Source organism: Thermogemmatispora sp., assembly GCF_019683635.1.
Lineage (GTDB): Bacteria > Chloroflexota > Ktedonobacteria > Ktedonobacterales > Ktedonobacteraceae > Thermogemmatispora.
Window position 1 is genome coordinate 1 of sequence record NZ_JADGIA010000115.1, and the last position, 16359, is coordinate 16359.

Consider the following 16359-nt stretch of genomic DNA (forward strand, 5'->3'; position numbering starts at 1 on the left):
CTTGTCCGTCCGCTCCGACTCCAAGGCGAGGCGCTGACCTGGGGCGGGCGGGTCACGTGCGGGCTGGAAGGATTGGTTGGATCGGCGCCTCGCACGTCGCTCGCCATGCTGATCGCAAGTGAAGGAGGAAGAGCCAGGCGTGCTGCAAGGCCTCTCACAGCCGTTCTCAGAATCTGGTATGGAGTCCCCGGCCCCGGCTATGTCCCTGTTGGCTCCCCTTCTGGCCGAGGATGCAGAGCGCGCAGCGGCTGAGGAGACGCTGTTGCGCGCAGCGATAGAGTGGCGCCTGTGGCTCAGCGAGGGCCTGGTACGCTGCAATGCCATCCTGACACCTGACGATCTGAACCGCGCCGTGCAGCTGCTGCTGGCGCGCCTGCTGTTTCTACGTTTTTGTGAGGAGCGCGGCCTGGAACCACCGGGCAGCCTGCTCCGGCTGAGCGAGCAGCGGATGATCTATGCGCGTCTGCAGCGGCGCTTTCAGGCGGCAGGTCGGCGTTACGCCGCCGACCTCTTCTGCGCCAGGCCTCCGGTTGCGGGGAGCAGCATGCTGGCTGGCCTGCCCGGCGCTCCCTATAAGATGAGAGAGGGGCTGCTCTCAACGCTAAGACTGGACGATGAGACCTTGCGCAGACTGCTGCAGGCTCTCTATCCTCCCCTGGCTCCCTGCGATTTTGCCCGTCTTTCACCTTCGGTGCTCGGTCGTCTCTACGAGCATTTTCTGGAGAAGAGCCTGACAAGGGATGCCGCAGGCCGCCTGGTCTTGAGCGAGGAACGAACGGCAAAGAAGGCCGACGGCATCTACTATACGCCTCCCCCGGTTGTCGATTATATCCTCGCCCATAGCGTGGCCGCCTTGCTTGAGCGCGAGAGGGAGGTGACGCGCGCGGCCCGGCTGCGCGTGCTCGATCCCTGCTGCGGCGCTGGCTCCTTCTTGATACGCCTCTACCGCCTGCTGCTGCACTGGTTCCGCGAGCGGTATGTGGCAGAGGGAGCGGAGCGCTTCCCCCAGGCGCTGCGGCGCGATGATCAGGGACGCTGGCGCTTGACTCTGGCCGAGGGCCGGCGCATTCTCCTGGAGCAGATCTATGGGGTCGACCTCGATCGCTGCGCGGTGGAGATCACCCGCCTCTCGCTCTTCTTGCTGCTCCTGGAGGAGTGCACGAGCAGCGCTCGCGAGCGGACCCAGGCCGCCAGGGTGTTGCCACGCCTGGAGATGACGATCCGCTATGGCAACGCTCTGGGCAGCCCTCTGGGTCCAGAGGTCGCCCCATTCAACTGGCAGGCGGCCTTTCCGCAGGTTTTCAAGAGGCAGGCCCAGGCTGGGACTGGGGGCTTTGATGCGGTAATTGGCAATCCGCCCTATCTGTTCGGCGAGCAGCGCCCGCAGACGGCGCGCTCCTATCTGGAGGCGGCCTTCACCCTGGCGCGTCGCCAGTACGATGCGTGCTGGCTCTTCATTGAGCAGGGTCTCAAGCTGACCCGTCCCGGTGGGCGCTTTGCCTTCGTGGTGCCCGACGCCTTGCTGGCACGCGATGAGGCTCGCCAGGCCCGCGCTACTTTGCTACGCGAGGGGTTGCTGCGCGTCTACCACTGTGGCCCTGTCTTCCGCGCCTGCGTCTCCGCCGCCGTGCTGGTCGTCGAGCGCGGCGCCCAGCCGTCGACGATTGCCTGCGATGTACCAGCCTCAGCGGCAGCCTCCCCCGACGCCGGGGGCCCGCCATTCCTAGCGGTGTATACACGCGCCCTCTGCAGCCGGCAGCGCTTTCTGGAAGACGCCGGCCATCGCCTGCTGGTACACGTGAGCGATGAGGAGGCAGCGCTGCTGGCACGCCTGGAGCGCGAGGGGGAGCCGCTCGGCAAGTGGGTGCGCATCTCGCGCGGCGAGGAGATCGGCAAGCGCCACGTGGCAGCGGCAGGCCCTCTGCCGATCCTGGCCGGCGATAACGTGACCCGCTACTATGTTGCTCCACCGACACACTTTGTCCACGTCCTGACGAAGCCCGCCAGCTTCTACCAGGCGCCCAAAATCGTGGTAGTTAAAACAGGCCGACGCTGCGTGGCTGCGCTGGAGACCGCCGGCCTGGCGACGATGCAGTCGCTCTATAACCTGCATCTGCTCGATGAGCGCCTCGCCTATGAGGCCCTGCTCGCGATTCTCAATAGCCGTCTGATCGACTATTACCTCTATAAGACATTTACAGCCTACAAGCGCTTATTTCCTCAGCTCAATCAGACAACGCTGGCCGCCATTCCTCTGCCTCGGCACCTGGCCACGCACCAGGAGCCGCTGATCGCCGCCGCGCGCGCCATGATGGCCCTCCAGAAGCGCCTGGCGGCCAGTACCAGGGCGGAGGAGCGCCAGGCCCTCTATCAGCAACGTCAGACGCTGGAGGCTCAGATCAACGCCCTGGTCTTTCGCCTCTATGGCCTCAGCGAGGCTGAAACGCGTCTGCTTGAAAGCACGGTATAAAATAAGAGGGTAACGTCGGCGAGCGCGGAGAGAGGAGCGGGCAGGGAGCCTGTCTATCCGCCTCGCCAGGAGACTGACCCTGTTCTGCCCGGCGCTCGCCGTCTGGGTGGTGCTTGTGCCTGGGTGATAGCTCGCCCAGGCAGAGGTGGGAGCCAGCCGGCCCAACAGGGGGACAGCCGGAAGGCGTTGAACCGTCATGGTACAGCTTGCAGCAACTTGACAGAAGAGCAGATTTTCGCGTACAACGATAGGGGTCAGGGCTTTTTTTGCGCCTGCCAGTCAGGACGCAGGGCGGTCGGATCGGTCAGTGCAACGAGCCGAAACAGCGCGTCATCATGGACACGAAGGAGGAGCCATGTTAGAAGAGCAGATCACAGAGATCCCTCCCGAGAACGAGGGAGGCAAGATCGATCCCAGGAAATGCTACGTGTGTGGGGCCAAGGCGACAGCTCTATGTGCGCGCTGCCAGATGCCCGTGTGCCCTGAGCATCAGCAGTCTACTCGCGACTACATCACCAAGATAGCGACGATCCTCTGCGACGACTGCGCAGACTACTATGAGGCCCTGATCAAGCCTTGAGCGCGCAGCGCGGGCCACGCGCATCTGGGTAGTCTCGCCTGGTCTGAGAGAGCGCGCTCATCAGCAGAGACGCAAGCCAGTACGGCAAACTCGCGCCTGAATCGTGATCGGACTTGACTGACTGCGACCGGTCCGCGTCCAGCAGCGACGATCGCTGTGTGGCAACTGAGCATAGCAACTCCGGGGCAACACGTGCCAGACTGGCCTCTTACCCTTTGCCAGCAGCCTGTGGCTGCCAGCAGCGAGCACTGGACAGCATTGCCTCTGTCTGCTCCGCTCTTGCTTCGCTGAAGCTCTGGCCTTCCGTCAAGCCACCCACTCATTGCTGAGCGAACAGGGAACGAACGAACGAACGAACGAACGGAGGCAGGAAGCACCTCTGTCGGCATGGCCACGCCACGTGTGCCGGGCCATAGACAGCTCCAGTCAGCCGGCTGATCAAGGGATGATCTTCCGGCTCGCCTGTCTGGCAGTCTGAGCTGGTCAGCCGGCAGGAGATCGATCCAGACTGATCGTGCCTGCCTCGTCCCGGGCCATCGCTGTCGAGCGGCCACCCGAAGCAACCGCTCGCGCTGGCAACCAGGCCAGTGAGCGTCTGGGCCTTCCGTCCGCTGCGCTGCAGCCTGGCGGTGGGCAACGGTCTTCTTTGGGCCTCAGTCAGGCGCTACCGAGCGGAAGGGGCAGCAGGCAGGCGATCTGAACGACATGAATAAGATGGCCCAGCGCCCAGGGAGGAAGCGCGAGCGACTGCCAACCTTGCACTTTCTCGTCGCCTCCCTCCCCTGGACGCTGGACCTTTCTCTATCTGGACTGCGGTGAGCTGATCTGAGTCGTCTGAGCCTTCACCGACTCAGCCACAGCCGGCTCACAGCGGAGGATTCTGGCAGCTCGGATTGAGCACTGCCTGCACCTTGGGATCGTTCAGGTTGGCTTTGGTCAGGATCGTCACCCCAGTATCTTCGCTCTGGACGGTGGCGTGCTGGCGCAGGATGCGCACCATTGCATTCACGCTGTCATAGCCCATCCTAAAGGGATTCTGCACCACCAGGGCCGAAATCGTCCCCTGCTGCACCCCCTTGACCTCATCGGGCGCGGCATCCCAGCCAATGATTGTGATCTTGCCGGCCTTGCCAATGCGGCGCACCGCCTCCGCCGCTCCGAGCACGCTTGGCTCATTGGCGGCAAAGATCCCGTTCAGATCGGGGTGAGCCGTCAGGATATCCTCAGCCACACTCAGCGCCTGGTTGTAGTCGCTGTGGCTGGACTGGTCAGCGACGAGCTGAATGCCCGGGTACTTGGCCAGCTCTTGCTTGAAGCCCTGAACACGCTGATCATTGGTGGCGCTGCCCGGCTGGAACTCGATCAGGGCGACCTTGCCATGACCGTTGAGCTGCTGGGCCAGCAGATCGGCAGCCTTGCGCGCTGAGGCGATGTTATCAGTGGCAAAGAGCGGCACGTTGGACGGCTGCGGATAGGTCCCCGAGTCGATATTGACCACGGGAATGTTCGCCTTGAGGGCCTGCTGCGTCACCTGGTAGAGGGCTCGCGCATCAGTAGCGGCGTAGATCAGGCCATTGACACGCTGCGTGATGTAGTTGGTCAGCAGGTCGATCTGCCCAGTCACGTCGGTCTCGGCGGTGACGCCGTTCCAGATCACCGAGACCTGCTGCTGCTTCGAAGCGGCGCACTCCGCCCCTTTGTGCACCTGCTCCCAGAAGTCGAAGCCGATGGCTTTGGGTATGACCGCAATCCTGAGCGGTCCAGAGGCAGTAGTGTTGTTATTACTGCCTGATGACTGTACAGTGACACTGCCACAGGCACTTACCAGGCCGGCCACCAGCAGTAGCCAGAGAGGAAAGAAGATATCCCGCACCAGTCTGCGCAGAAGTTGTCGCATCAGAACAGCCTCCTTTGCCTTTGACCGCGGTGCACCGCGCCGCGGTCGTCTGTTTCCTCACTGAAGCGGTGGGCCTCGCCAACCCAGGCCGCACCGATCGCTCATCATCCTTGATGCCATATTCTCTGTATCTGCGCCTCATGCGGCAGTTGTCAATTGAAGGTCACAATTGACGGCTCAACCTGTCCGCTTGTGAGCAGGCGGGCAGGGCAGGCCCGCCAGAAGAGTTGACAGCCTGTCAGAGAGCATGTGCGAGAAGAGAGGCCACCCCCTTTCTCTGGTCGACAATGTCGTATAGAGCGTCCTGAGCCAGCAAAGCGGCTAGCTGGCGCGCGGCGCGGCGCGGCGCGGCACGGCTCGGGTCGCGCTCAGCGGGTGCTTTCCGCAAAGCGGCGGCGGCGGAACTGGTCCCAAATCACCGCCAGCCAGATAATGACGCCGATGATGACGCTCTGCGTAAAGGTATCGATATTGAGCAGGACTGCGCCGTTGCGGATCACTGCCATCAAGAAGGCGCCGATCAGCGTGCCCAGAATGGTGCCCTGGCCGCCGAAGAGGCTGCAGCCTCCGATGACGGCGGCAGCGATCACATCCAGCTCCAGGCCATCGCCAAAGTTGGGCTGGCCCGAGGCCACACGCGACATGGCCACCATGCCACCAAAGCCGGCCAGCAGGCCCTGGAGCACATAGACGGCCACCAGATAGGCACCAACGCGAATGCCTGCCAGACGGGCCGCCTCCTCATTGGAGCCGATGGCATAGGTGTAGCGTCCCAGGCGTGTGCGACTCAAGAGCAGGTGGGCCGCCACAGCCAGCACTATCAGCGTAATCAAGGGGATGGGCACGCCGTCGATCATGCCCTGGCCGAGCAGACGGAAGGAATCGGGGACGCCGAAGACGGCTGTTGCTCCGGTGATAATGTTCACCAGGCCGCGGGCCACGCTCATCATGCCCAGGGTGGCGATGAAGGGCGCCAGGCGCGCCCGGGTAATCAGCAGGCCATTGGCCAGGCCGGCCAGGCCGCCGACCAGGGTGCCGCCGAGGACCGCTAGCGGCCAGCTCAGACCCAGATCGACCATCATTTTGACGCCCAACACGCCAGCCAGAGCCGCTACCGAGCCGACCGAGAGGTCGATGCCGGCGGTGATGATGACGAAGGTCATGCCCAGGGCGATAATGGCCGTGACGGCGGTCTGCGAGACAATATTGAAGAGGTTGTAGAGGGTGAGAAAGACCGGCGATGCGATGGAGAGCGCGATACAGATGATGATCAGCGCACCCGCCGCAGCGAATTGCGAAATAAGGTCGGAGATCTGGGTCGGCAACAGCCGGCGCCAGGAGAGGCCGGCCTCCGCGCCCGGCTCGTCCGCGATGTTCCTGCTCAGAGATTCCTTCATGGGATGGTCACCTCACTGGCCCCAGTCGCCAGGGCAATGATGCGCTCTTCGCTGAACTGTCCTCGCGAGAGCGTGCCGACGATGCGCCCCTCGCGCATCACTGCAATACGATCGCACATGTTGAGCAGCTCGGGAAGATAGGAGGAGATGAGCACGATGGCCCGCCCCTCGCTCGCCAGCCTGCCGATGAGAGCGAACATCTCAGCTTTGGCACCAACATCGATGCCGCGCGCCGGCTCGTCGAAAAAGATGACTCTGGCCTGCGTCTCCAGCCAGCGCGCGACGACAACCTTCTGCTGGTTGCCGCCCGAGAGGAGGCGCACCTTGCGACGTACCGAAGGGGTGCGGATGTTGAGGCGCTGGCAGGCGTGCAGCGCTACGCTGCGTTCGCGACGCAAGAGCAGCAACCCCAGGCGGACAGGCAGACTGGCCAGGGTAATGTTCTGATCAACGCCCAGATCAAGGGCCAACCCCTCACGCTTGCGATCTTCGGTGACGTAGGCCAGTCCAGCACGAATGGCGTCGGCGGGACGGCGAATGTGCAGCTCCTGGCCGTCGAGGAGGATGCGCCCGCTATCGATTGGGTCAGCCCCACAGACGGCGCGCGCCAGCTCGCTCCGTCCCGCGCCAATCAGCCCGGCCAGGCCCAGGATTTCGCCAGCATGCACCTCGAATGAGCAGTCGTGCAGCAGGCCGCGCCGGCTCAGTCCTTCGACGCGCAGCAGGACAGGACCCGGATGGGTCTCGGGCCGCGGGTAGAGGTTGGTGATGGCGCGCCCGACCATGAGCTGGACCAGCTTCTGCTCGCTGAGTTCGGCCCGCGGGAGGGTGGCAACAACGCGCCCATCGCGCATGACAGTAACGCGGTCAGCGATCTGGAAGATTTCATCGAGGCGATGGGAAATATACAGGACGGCCACGCCCTGAGCCGTGAGCTGGCGAATGACCTCGAAGAGGCGGGCAATCTCTTGCTCAGTGAGGGTGGCGGTCGGCTCGTCAAGGATGAGGACGCGCGCATTGAAGCTGATGGCCCGAGCGATCTCAACAAGCTGCTGCTCGGCCACGGAGAGCGAGGCCACCAGGCGACGCGGGTCCAGGTTGAGACCAACCTGCTCCAGCAGGTGGCGCGCCTCGGCCAGCTCGCGACGCCGGCGGATGAAGCCGAAGCGCAGCGGCTCGCGCCCGAGAAAGAGGTTTTCGGCGACGGAGAGGTGCGGTGCAAGGGCAAATTCCTGGTGCACCATAGCGATGCCGAGCGCGCGGGCATAGTGCGGCCCGTGAAAACTAAGAGGCTCGCCGTTGAGATAGATCTGACCGGCGTCGGGACGCTCCACTTGATAGAGTATTTTCATGAGCGTCGATTTACCCGCCCCGTTTTCGCCAGCCACGACGTGAACTTCCCCGGGATAGATGTCGAGGTCAACCTCGGCGACGGCGGTGACGCCCGGAAAGCGCCTGGTGATCTTGCGCAGGCGAATGATCGGTGACTGCTCCGTCTCCATCGAAGTCGAAGGCATGACGACCTCCCTGCGAGTGTGGCAGCGGCTTCATAGCCCCGCCCGCTCTCCTTGTGCCCTGCTTCTACCCTGCCTCCCCGATCTTCCTTCATCCAGCCTCTCGCCCTACCTCTCCCTCCCTGTTTCTGGCTCTGCCGATTGCCAGGCAGCGCACTCACTGCCCGGTTTCGGAAGAGCTTTACCAGCCATCCAGCATTGGCCTGGGCCGGCTGCTCCATCTGGCCGCTGGCCGGACGCTGCGCAGGCACTGCACAGGCACTGTGCAGGCACTGCGACGCGACACGACGCGGCCCCTGTCCCCCTCTGACTGGCTAGAAGGGGGCTTGACTCTCTTCGGCAAAGATATCGGCAAGCACTCCCTCTTTGGAGTGGCGGATGTGGGCCGCTAACAGGTTGGCAGCCTCGTCGGGCTTGCCGGCGAGTAAGGCCCGCAGGATCTGCTCATGGTCGTTGAGCGCGATCTCGATGCGGCGCGGATAGAAACTATCACGCATCTGGAACATGCAGAGCTGACTGCGCAGCTCCGAGAGACAGTGAATGAGGCGCCCGTTGCGCGAGGCCCGCGTGATCAGGAGATGAAAGAGTAGATCAACCTTGAGAAAGCGCAGGAAGGGATTGCTCGCTAGCTCTGCGCGAATGGCCTCCAGCTCATCAAGCTGAGCCTGCAGCTCTTCGCGCTTCAGGTGCGGCGCCGCTAAGCGCAGCGCGAGCACCTCCAGCGCCTCGCGCAGGTCGTAGATCTCGTGGATGTCCTGGGCGGTGAAGGTGCGCGTCCAGTAGCCCCGCCGCGGATCGGAGCGCACCAGCCCCTCCTGGACGAGCCGCTCCAGGGCCTGGCGCACAGGCGTGCGGCTGACGCCCAGTTGCTCGGCAAGAGCCACGTCAGAAAGGCGCTGCTCTTCGCTACCACCAAGCAGGATGACTCGCTTCCAGAGCTGTTCGTAGGCGTAGTCGGCGACGGTAGGGGTGGCGGTGCGCTCTTGCCCCCAGAGCAGGTCAAAGAGTTCGCTGACAAAACGCTCGTCAACAACGTCGGCAACCGCTGCCGTTGTCCCCTGCCGATGATCGGTTTCCGCTTCAGATTGCCTCATACCTGCTCGCTCCTGTCTTGCTTGCTGGTCTCACCAGATCCTCCTCTCGCTTCGCTCCCGGCTCTCTTCCATCGGCCAGGGCCGAGATTCGGACCCGCTACGCCCCGCGGCTCCAGCGGCCCACCTGTGCCTCACCTCCGTGGCTTGCTCCGAACGGTCTGGCTCCGAGCCTGCCCGCGGTGCGCTCCTCTATTTTGACGCGCCCGCCCGACTTTGTAAAGAGTGTGCTGTATTCAGAATACAGAATATAGTATACCCAGAAGGACCGCCAAGGTCAAGGCAGCCGCCGCCCGTTCCAGCCCCTTCAACGTGCAACCTGGAGATGCGCGTGACGCGCCGGTGAGCATGGTGGCCCTGCGTGCTCATGAGGCAACTCAGCCCAGGGCAAAATGCGGGTAAGAGATGCTCTGTATGATAGAGCAGGAAAATAGCCCATTGGGTTGCGAGACATTATTATCTGTATGCCCAGGTTACACAACTTTCGCTTGTCTTGAACGTATACCTTAGCAAGGTAGAGCGCCAGGTGGCTGCAAACAGCGTAGTAGGAGGATGACGCAGTAAAAAGTCGCCGGGTCGCCAGCTCGGCGCCGCGCCGGGCGATCGTGGCCCGGGGCGTTGGCTTTGCGCGGCCAGCCGGTGAGAGAAGCTCTTTGCTCTCCTGTCAGTTAGTCAAGAGAAAGGGAGGCTTGGCCCATGCAAGTAGTGTTCACTCCGCTCCCCCTGATTGTGCTCCTCATCGTTGCTGGAGCAGTATTCGCTATCTGGAAGATCGCTCATCGCCTCTAGCACGCCAGGTCTAGCAGAGAGGCCAGTCGTCATGCCCCTCGCCGACCGCTTTGGCTCTGCCCTGATTGGTCTGAGGCATGCTAAAGGAAAGGCTGCCATCCGATGCAGCGGGTCTCTCCAATCCGCTGCATCTCTTTAGTGCCTCGCCCTTCGCTGCTTTCACTGCTCTGGCCTGCTTGACTTTGCCGCAGGCTGTACTGTATTCTGAATACAGAATATAGTATACCTTCAGGTGGCGCAGCGTCAAGCAGGCGCTCGCACCTCCGCCACCGGCGAGCCATGAAGCGGGAGAGGCCCAGGCTCTCCCCGACAGGTCAGGCAAGTGCTGGGGTCGTGGGAGAGGCTGGGGACCTCGGGATCTTCAGCCAAGGAGAGAGGGGGAGCAGCCGGGTTCAGGACAAGGCGGCCAGTTCGTCTGTCTGCTCTGGCGGAGGGGCAGCGCGTTGCCAGCCAGGTAAAAAGGAGTGGTGTATTGACAGTAACCATCGTTGATGTCCGGGCCTACGACATTCGTTTCCCCACCTCACGCACGCTGGCCGGCTCTGACGCCATGAATGCCGATCCCGACTACTCGGCGGCCTACGTGATCCTGCGGACCGATCATCCCAACGGGCTAGAGGGGCATGGCTTTACCTTCACCATCGGGCGCGGCAACGAGGTCTGTGTAGCTGCTATTCGGGCCCTGGCGCCGCTGGTGCGTGGGCACACGCTGGAGGAGTTTACCGCCGACATGCGCGCTTTCTGGCGCCACATGACGGGCGACAGTCAGCTACGCTGGATCGGGCCGGAGAAGGGGGTCATTCACATGGCCACGGCGGCTCTGGTCAATGCAGTCTGGGATCTGTGGGCCAAGGTCGAGGGGAAGCCGCTCTGGAAGCTGCTGGTGGACATGTCGCCCGAGCAGCTGGTGGCCTGTATCGATTTCCGCTATCTGAGCGACGTGCTCTCGCCCGCCGAGGCTCTGGAGCTGCTACAGCGTCTGGCGCCGACGCGCGCTGAGCGAGAGGCGGAGCTGCTGCGTCTTGGCTATCCTGCCTATACGACCGGGGCCGGCTGGTCGGGCTACAGCGACGAGCAGTTGCGGCTCCTCTGCCGTCAGGCCCTGGCCGAGGGCTGGCGCCATTTCAAGCTCAAGGTCGGCCTCGGCCTGGAGCGGGATCGCCAGCGCGCCCGCATCATGCGCGAGGAGATCGGCCCCGGCTGCACGCTGATGATGGACGCCAACCAGGTGTGGGAGGTGGGAGAGGCCATTGCCGTTATGCAGGAGCTGGCGGAGTTTCAGCCGCTCTGGATTGAGGAGCCAACCAGCCCCGATGATATTCTCGGCCATGCCGCCATCGCCCGCGCCATTGCTCCTGTGCGGGTGGCGACGGGTGAGCATGTGCAGAACCGCATCATCTTCAAGCAACTCTTTCAGGCTCAGGCCATCGGCTTCTGTCAGATCGACGCCTGTCGCCTGGGTGGCGTCAACGAGGTGCTGGCCGTGCTCTTGCTGGCCGCTAAATATGGGATACCGGTCTGCCCCCATGCTGGCGGTGTGGGCCTCTCTGAGTATGTGCAGCACCTGGCGATCTTCGATTACATCGCTGTCAGCGGCTCATTGGAGGGGCGCATGATCGAGTATACGCCGCACCTGCACGAGCATTTTGTTCACCCGGTGGTGATGCGCAACGGGCGCTACCTGCCGCCGTTGGCCCCAGGCTACAGCGCGACAATGCACGCCGACTCGATCGCGGCCTACTCTTTTCCCGATGGGCCGGTCTGGGCGGAGATGCAGCGCAGCGAGGCCGAGGAGCTGAGCGAGTGAGGCTTGATCGGCGACCAAGTGCGGCGCCGCGGCGTGGAGCCTTGACCGAACAGGGATAGGCTTTCCATCTGCCTGCCGCGCGCGCTACAATAACAGGAGGATTGCCAGCCATGCGCAGAGTTGGACAGATCATTGGCCTCAAGCCAGACGCTATTGAGACCTATGAGCGCTTGCACGCCGCTGTCTGGCCGGAGGTGCTGGCGACCATTCACGCCTGCAATATCCGCAACTATACGATTTTCCGTCACGGAACGCTGCTCTTCGCCTATTTCGAGTACGTCGGCGAGGACTACGAGGCCGACATGGCGAAGATGGCCGCCGACCCGAAAACACAGGAGTGGTGGAAGCTGACCGATCCCCTGCAGGAGCCTGTGGAGTCGCGCGCGCCCGGCGAGTGGTGGGCGATGATGCGCGAGGTCTTCCACACGGACTAGCACCTATCCAGCGAGCGTCGAGGATGGCGGCTTGCCTCCCTCCGCTGCGGCGGGAAGGGAGCCTCACCAATAGACAGGACCGGAACGGAAAGGAGGAGCGAGCGTGGTCTTTCGTCTGGATGGGAAGGTGGCATTGATCACCGGCGCCGGCTCGGGGATCGGAGAGCAGATTGCGCTGCTCTTCGCGCGCCAGGGGGCGCGCGTGGTGGTGGCCGATGTGCGCCCGGAGGCGGCGCAGCGCGTGACGGAGGCGATTGTGACCGCTGGTGGCCAGGCCCGCGCCCAGACGCTGGATGTGGCTGAGGAGGATCAGGTGCGGACGGCAGTGGCAGAGGTGGCCTCTCGCGAGGGCCGGTTAGACATTCTGGTCAATAATGCTGGCGTCAGCCACGTGGGCACTGTTTTGGAGGCGTCGCTGGAGGATTGGGAGCGTGTGATGCGCGTCAATGCCCGCGGCGTCTTTCTCTGTGCTCGCGAGGGGGTGCGCCAGATGCTGGCCCAACAGCCGCCTGGCGGGGTGATCATCAATATGGCCTCGGTGGCAGCGATGATCGGTGTGGAGCGCCGCCTGGTCTATAGCGCGAGCAAAGGGGCGGTGCTGGCGCTGACGCGCACTATTGCCGCCGATTATGTGAAACAGGGTATTCGCTGCAACGCTATCTGCCCGGGCACGGTGCATACGGCGTTCGTGGAGGGCTACCTGGCGCGCGATTTTGCAGGCCGCGAGGATGAGGTACGCCAGCAGCTCCATGCGCGCCAGCCACTGGGGCGCATGGGACGGCCCGAGGAGATCGCGGCGGCGGCCCTCTATCTGGCCTCAGATGAGGCGGCCTTTGTGACTGGCTCTGCGCTGGTGATCGACGGTGGCTGGACGGCCATCTGATGGCGCTCAGGCTGCGCTGCGCTGCACAGCGGAGGCGAGCGAGTTGACCGACCGTTTAGAAAGCAGCCTGAGCCGTCCAGGCGCTGCTATCCCTGTCCAGAAGGAGTGAACGCAGAGGAGGTATGTTGTAGCCATGACGTCTGAAATGGGGGCTGCGGCCCCGCTGCCGCGGCGGGCGCTGGGCCAGACTGGTCTGCAGGTGACGCCAATCTGCATCGGCTGTGCGCCACTGGGCAATATGCCGGAGACCTTCGCTTACGAGGTGCCCGAGGAGCGGGCTTTAGCGACGATCCGCGCCGTTTTCGCCAGTCCGATCAACTTCCTTGATACGGCGGCGGCCTATGGCGATGGCGAGAGCGAGCGCCGCATTGGCGTTGTGCTGCGCGAGCTGGGCGGCCTGCCGCCTGGCTTCGTCCTGGCGACTAAGGCCGACCGTAATCTGCAAACGGGCGAGTTCAGCGGTCCGCAAATGCGCCGCAGCGTGGAGCGCAGCCTGCGCTTGCTGGGTCTGGAGCGGCTGCAGCTGGTCTACCTGCACGATCCTGAGTATATTCCTGATCCGACACAGGACCCGTTTGAGGTGATGATGGCCCCGGGCGGCCCGGTCGAGGTCCTGCTCCAGTTGAAGGAGGAGGGCCTGATCGAGCATCTGGGCATCGCCGGCGGCCCGATCGAGATGATGACGCGCTTTGTGGAGACGGGTCTCTTCGAGGCGGCCATCTCTCACAACCGCTATACGCTGCTCAATCGCGAGGCCGACCGCTTCTGGGACCTGTGCCGGAGCCGCGGGGTGGCTGCAGTGAATGCTGCTCCTTACGGCAGCGGGCTGCTGGCCAAGGGACCGGACGCCTATCCGCGCTACATGTACGGCGAGGCCAGCGCGGAGCTGTTGGAGAAGGCCCGGCGTATGCAGGCCGCCTGCGCGCGTTATGGGGTGCCGCTGGCGGCGGCGGCTCTGCAGTTCTCGCTGCGCGATGAGCGCATTGCCTCGACCATTGTTGGCGTGACGCGGCCCGAGCGGGTCGCTGAGACACTGGCCCTGGCTCAGCAGCCGATTCCGGCGGAGCTGTGGGATGAGCTGGAGGCCATCTATCAGGCTTCGTAATGCGAGGCGAGTGAGGCGGCGCCAGGCCAGTCGGCCAGCTCTGGCTGCCGGGGAGAGAGGGCCGGCATTGCAGGCCAGGCGCATCGGCACCAAGCCAGGGGAGTCCTTCCCTGCGCAGAGAGGCACAGAAAGGAGCGAGGGCCGCCATGCGCGATGTTTCTCTCTCTTCCTCCGTGGGAGCAGACGAGCTGCTCCCAGTCATTGATGCCCATGTCCACTTTTGGGACCCGCAGCGCTTTCGCCTGCCCTGGCTGGAGGCGCATCCGCAGCTCAAGCGTGCCTTTGGACCGGAGGACTACCGGCGGGAGACGCAGGGTCTGCCGATCGAGGCACTGGTCTACGTCGAGGTGGTGGTGGCGCCCGAGGAGGCGCTGCGGGAAGCAGCCTGGATCGTTGAGGTAGCGCGGGAGGAGCCGCGGCTGAAGGCCATTGTCGCCGCGGCCCCCCTGGAGCAGGGCCTGGCGGTGCGCGCGCATCTGGAGGCGCTGCGAGCACTCTCGCCTTTGATTAAGGGGGTAAGGCGCAACATCGAGAACGAGGCGGAAGACGATTTCTGCCTGCGCCCGGCCTTCATCGACGGCGTGCGTTTGCTCGCCGACTATGGTCTGTCCTGCGATGTGTGCGTACGCCACCAGCAGCTGGCCAGCGTGGTCGAGCTGGTGCGGCGCTGCCCCGACACAAATTTCATCCTGGATCACCTGGGTAAGCCGCCGATTCGTAGAGGAGAGCGCGAGCCGTGGCGGGAGCACATTCACGCTCTGGGCGAGCTGCCAAACGTGGTCTGCAAAGTCAGCGGCATGGTGACGGAGGCCGACCACGAGCGCTGGAGCGCCTACGACCTGGTCCCCTATCTGGGGACAGTGATGGCGGCCTTTGGTCCCGAGCGCCTGCTGTTCGGCGGCGATTGGCCTGTGGTTTTGCTGGCTTCCAGCTACCGACGCTGGTATGAGGCGCTGCGGGCCATGCTGAGCGCCTACCCGCTCTACGAGCAGCGCCTCCTGTGGTCGGAGACCGCGCGCCGCGTCTATCGCCTTGAGGACGGCACGCCGGGTCATTCGCCAGCCTGATCTGGCCAGGAGGATCAGCATCGGCAGCACTTCACCGGCCATCTCGACAACGATGGCGTTGGCATCTCCATAGGGGAGCAGGCCCGCCAGGGAGCCGCGTCCGGCCATGCGGTAGCGGCCCGAGTTGTAGATGATGATCAGGTCAACGCCGCCGGCCTCAGCGCACTTGGCCGACAGGCCGGTCCCTGCGCCTGCGCCGATAATGACTCCTCCTTGCTTGACGGTTTCTCGCAATCGCGCAAGTGCCTCTGCTCGATTCATGAGACTGCTCCTCCTTCGCTGGGCGCTTGAGTTTGTTGAGTCTGCGCCTGCCCACTGCCTGTCTGTTCGCTGGCGGGAGGCCGCTGCTGCTGGATCAGCTCATCGAGGCGACGAGCCATTGCCTGGGCGAAGCGCGGATCGTTGATGTCCATGTCCAGCTCATGGACCTCGATATGGGGCTGCAGATCACCTTTGAGTGCACTGATGAGGGCCTGGTCGGCAGCGGGATCGTAGAACGGTTGTCCCTCGGTATCGATGAGCGAGACGCCACGCAGCGGGATGAAGAGAGCAACCGGGCCACGCGCCTGGTTGAGCTTGCGGGCGATGATGTGGCCGAGGGCGGCGCATTCTTCGGGCGTGGTGCGCATCAAGGTGACGGTTGGATTGTGCTTGTAGAGGCGACGCGAACGGAATTTCTCGGGGACCGTCTCTATGGGGCCAAAGTTGACCATATCGAGGGCGCCGCCCACCAGCTCGTCGGCCAGCTCGGTCGTGGTGATGTCGAGAACACCGGCCAGGAAACCGCCCCGGACCAGGGCTTCAAGCGACTGGCCGCCGGTGCCGGTGGCGTGGAAGACCAGCACCTCGTAGCCGCGCCCTTCGAGGTAGCGTCGGGCCTCCGTCACACAGGGCGTGGTGACGCCAAACATGGTGCCGATGAGGAGACGGCTGCTTGGCGTCGGCTGGAAAGAGGCATAGGTGCGGGCCATGCCGGCGATGGCGGCGGCGGCGTTGCTCAGGATGCGCTCCGAGAGGCGGTTGATACCGGCGATATCAACGCGTCGTTGAGTGAAGTGATGGCGAAGGTGCGCGGGACAAGCTGGCGGTGTTCTTTTTATATTTTCTTTTGCCAGAAATACCGTTCGAATGAAGAATATATTTCTGGTGCCTGTCGCTTCGAGGATCTCGGCTCCCGACTTTCCACGCAGCGATCCTCGAATGGCTTTTGAAGCGGTCCGAGGGCCAACGTGGCTGGCAACATAGCCGCACGAATGCGGTCACTGATGACCGATTTTTTGGGATCATCGAAAAGCCTTGACAGAGGCCGCTCCAGATGCTATCTT

The 16359-nt window shown here is 63.7% G+C and carries 12 protein-coding genes and 1 pseudogene; 7 read left to right on the forward strand and 6 right to left on the reverse strand.

Going from position 1 to position 16359, the window contains the following annotated elements; genetic code table 11:
* Positions 1 to 262 precede the first annotated feature (262 nt).
* Both IRZ31_RS13350 and IRZ31_RS13355 read left to right on the forward strand, forming a co-directional pair.
* Positions 263 to 2470: a TaqI-like C-terminal specificity domain-containing protein gene (locus tag IRZ31_RS13350; protein WP_297154440.1), complete on the forward strand. Its 2208-nt coding sequence runs from the start codon at positions 263 to 265 to the stop codon at positions 2468 to 2470.
* 355 nt (positions 2471 to 2825) lie between these two features.
* Complete coding sequence (locus tag IRZ31_RS13355; protein ID WP_112432173.1) at positions 2826 to 3050, forward strand: hypothetical protein; 225 nt, start codon at positions 2826 to 2828, stop codon at positions 3048 to 3050.
* Between the two features lie 865 nt (positions 3051 to 3915).
* On the opposite strand, the gene IRZ31_RS13360 is transcribed toward IRZ31_RS13355, so the two are convergent.
* The 4 genes from IRZ31_RS13360 to IRZ31_RS13375 all read right to left on the reverse strand — a co-directional run bounded on the left by IRZ31_RS13360 (position 3916) and on the right by IRZ31_RS13375 (position 8952).
* The gene (locus IRZ31_RS13360; protein ID WP_151728886.1) at positions 3916 to 4947 is read right to left on the reverse strand and encodes an ABC transporter substrate-binding protein; all 1032 of its coding nucleotides are present in this window, start codon (positions 4945 to 4947) and stop codon (positions 3916 to 3918) included.
* A 368-nt stretch (positions 4948 to 5315) separates the two neighbouring features.
* Positions 5316 to 6344, reverse strand: a complete 1029-nt coding sequence (locus IRZ31_RS13365) for an ABC transporter permease (protein WP_297154444.1) — start codon at positions 6342 to 6344, stop codon at positions 5316 to 5318.
* Positions 6341 to 7861, reverse strand: coding sequence for a sugar ABC transporter ATP-binding protein (locus IRZ31_RS13370; RefSeq protein WP_223258408.1), 1521 nt, complete (start codon positions 7859 to 7861; stop codon positions 6341 to 6343). Before IRZ31_RS13370 ends, IRZ31_RS13365 begins: the two co-directional genes overlap by 4 nt.
* A 311-nt stretch (positions 7862 to 8172) precedes the next feature.
* Positions 8173 to 8952: a GntR family transcriptional regulator gene (locus tag IRZ31_RS13375; RefSeq protein WP_112432162.1), complete on the reverse strand. Its 780-nt coding sequence runs from the start codon at positions 8950 to 8952 to the stop codon at positions 8173 to 8175.
* Between the two features lie 1258 nt (positions 8953 to 10210).
* Between IRZ31_RS13375 and IRZ31_RS13380 the strand changes: the two genes are divergently transcribed.
* From IRZ31_RS13380 to IRZ31_RS13400, 5 genes are all read left to right on the forward strand, one after another.
* Positions 10211 to 11545, forward strand: a complete 1335-nt coding sequence (locus IRZ31_RS13380) for an L-fuconate dehydratase (protein WP_223258407.1) — start codon at positions 10211 to 10213, stop codon at positions 11543 to 11545.
* 110 nt (positions 11546 to 11655) lie between these two features.
* A complete protein-coding gene (locus IRZ31_RS13385) occupies positions 11656 to 11979 on the forward strand; it encodes an L-rhamnose mutarotase (RefSeq protein WP_112432160.1) in 324 nt (107 codons plus the stop codon).
* A 103-nt stretch (positions 11980 to 12082) separates the two neighbouring features.
* On the forward strand, positions 12083 to 12862 hold the full coding sequence (locus tag IRZ31_RS13390; RefSeq protein WP_297154449.1) for a glucose 1-dehydrogenase: 780 nt from the start codon (positions 12083 to 12085) through the stop codon (positions 12860 to 12862).
* 133 nt (positions 12863 to 12995) lie between these two features.
* Complete coding sequence (locus tag IRZ31_RS13395; RefSeq protein ID WP_297154451.1) at positions 12996 to 13967, forward strand: aldo/keto reductase; 972 nt, start codon at positions 12996 to 12998, stop codon at positions 13965 to 13967.
* Between the two features lie 146 nt (positions 13968 to 14113).
* Positions 14114 to 15034: an amidohydrolase family protein gene (locus tag IRZ31_RS13400; RefSeq protein ID WP_297154453.1), complete on the forward strand. Its 921-nt coding sequence runs from the start codon at positions 14114 to 14116 to the stop codon at positions 15032 to 15034.
* Between the two features lie 18 nt (positions 15035 to 15052).
* Here the strand turns inward: IRZ31_RS13400 and IRZ31_RS21410 are convergent.
* Together IRZ31_RS21410 and IRZ31_RS13405 are read right to left on the reverse strand one after the other, a co-directional pair.
* A pseudogene (locus IRZ31_RS21410) lies at positions 15053 to 15295 on the reverse strand (phosphoenolpyruvate hydrolase family protein); the annotation flags it as partial.
* The gene (locus IRZ31_RS13405) at positions 15292 to 16236 is read right to left on the reverse strand and encodes a Tm-1-like ATP-binding domain-containing protein (RefSeq protein ID WP_363325667.1); all 945 of its coding nucleotides are present in this window, start codon (positions 16234 to 16236) and stop codon (positions 15292 to 15294) included. The pseudogene IRZ31_RS21410 and the gene IRZ31_RS13405, both read right to left, overlap by 4 nt.
* Positions 16237 to 16359 lie beyond the last annotated feature (123 nt).

Bases quoted from the DNA above. Each gene is read 5' to 3' on its own strand.
- IRZ31_RS13375 (WP_112432162.1), bottom strand. From the start codon at position 8,952: ATGAGGCAATCTGAAGCGGAAACCGATCATCGGCAGGGGACAACGGCA.
- IRZ31_RS13400 (WP_297154453.1), top strand. From the start codon at position 14,114: ATGCGCGATGTTTCTCTCTCTTCCTCCGTGGGAGCAGACGAGCTGCTC.
- IRZ31_RS13355 (WP_112432173.1), top strand. From the start codon at position 2,826: ATGTTAGAAGAGCAGATCACAGAGATCCCTCCCGAGAACGAGGGAGGC.
- IRZ31_RS13370 (WP_223258408.1), bottom strand. From the start codon at position 7,861: ATGCCTTCGACTTCGATGGAGACGGAGCAGTCACCGATCATTCGCCTG.
- IRZ31_RS13360 (WP_151728886.1), bottom strand. From the start codon at position 4,947: ATGCGACAACTTCTGCGCAGACTGGTGCGGGATATCTTCTTTCCTCTC.
- IRZ31_RS13385 (WP_112432160.1), top strand. From the start codon at position 11,656: ATGCGCAGAGTTGGACAGATCATTGGCCTCAAGCCAGACGCTATTGAG.
- IRZ31_RS13365 (WP_297154444.1), bottom strand. From the start codon at position 6,344: ATGAAGGAATCTCTGAGCAGGAACATCGCGGACGAGCCGGGCGCGGAG.
- IRZ31_RS13395 (WP_297154451.1), top strand. From the start codon at position 12,996: ATGACGTCTGAAATGGGGGCTGCGGCCCCGCTGCCGCGGCGGGCGCTG.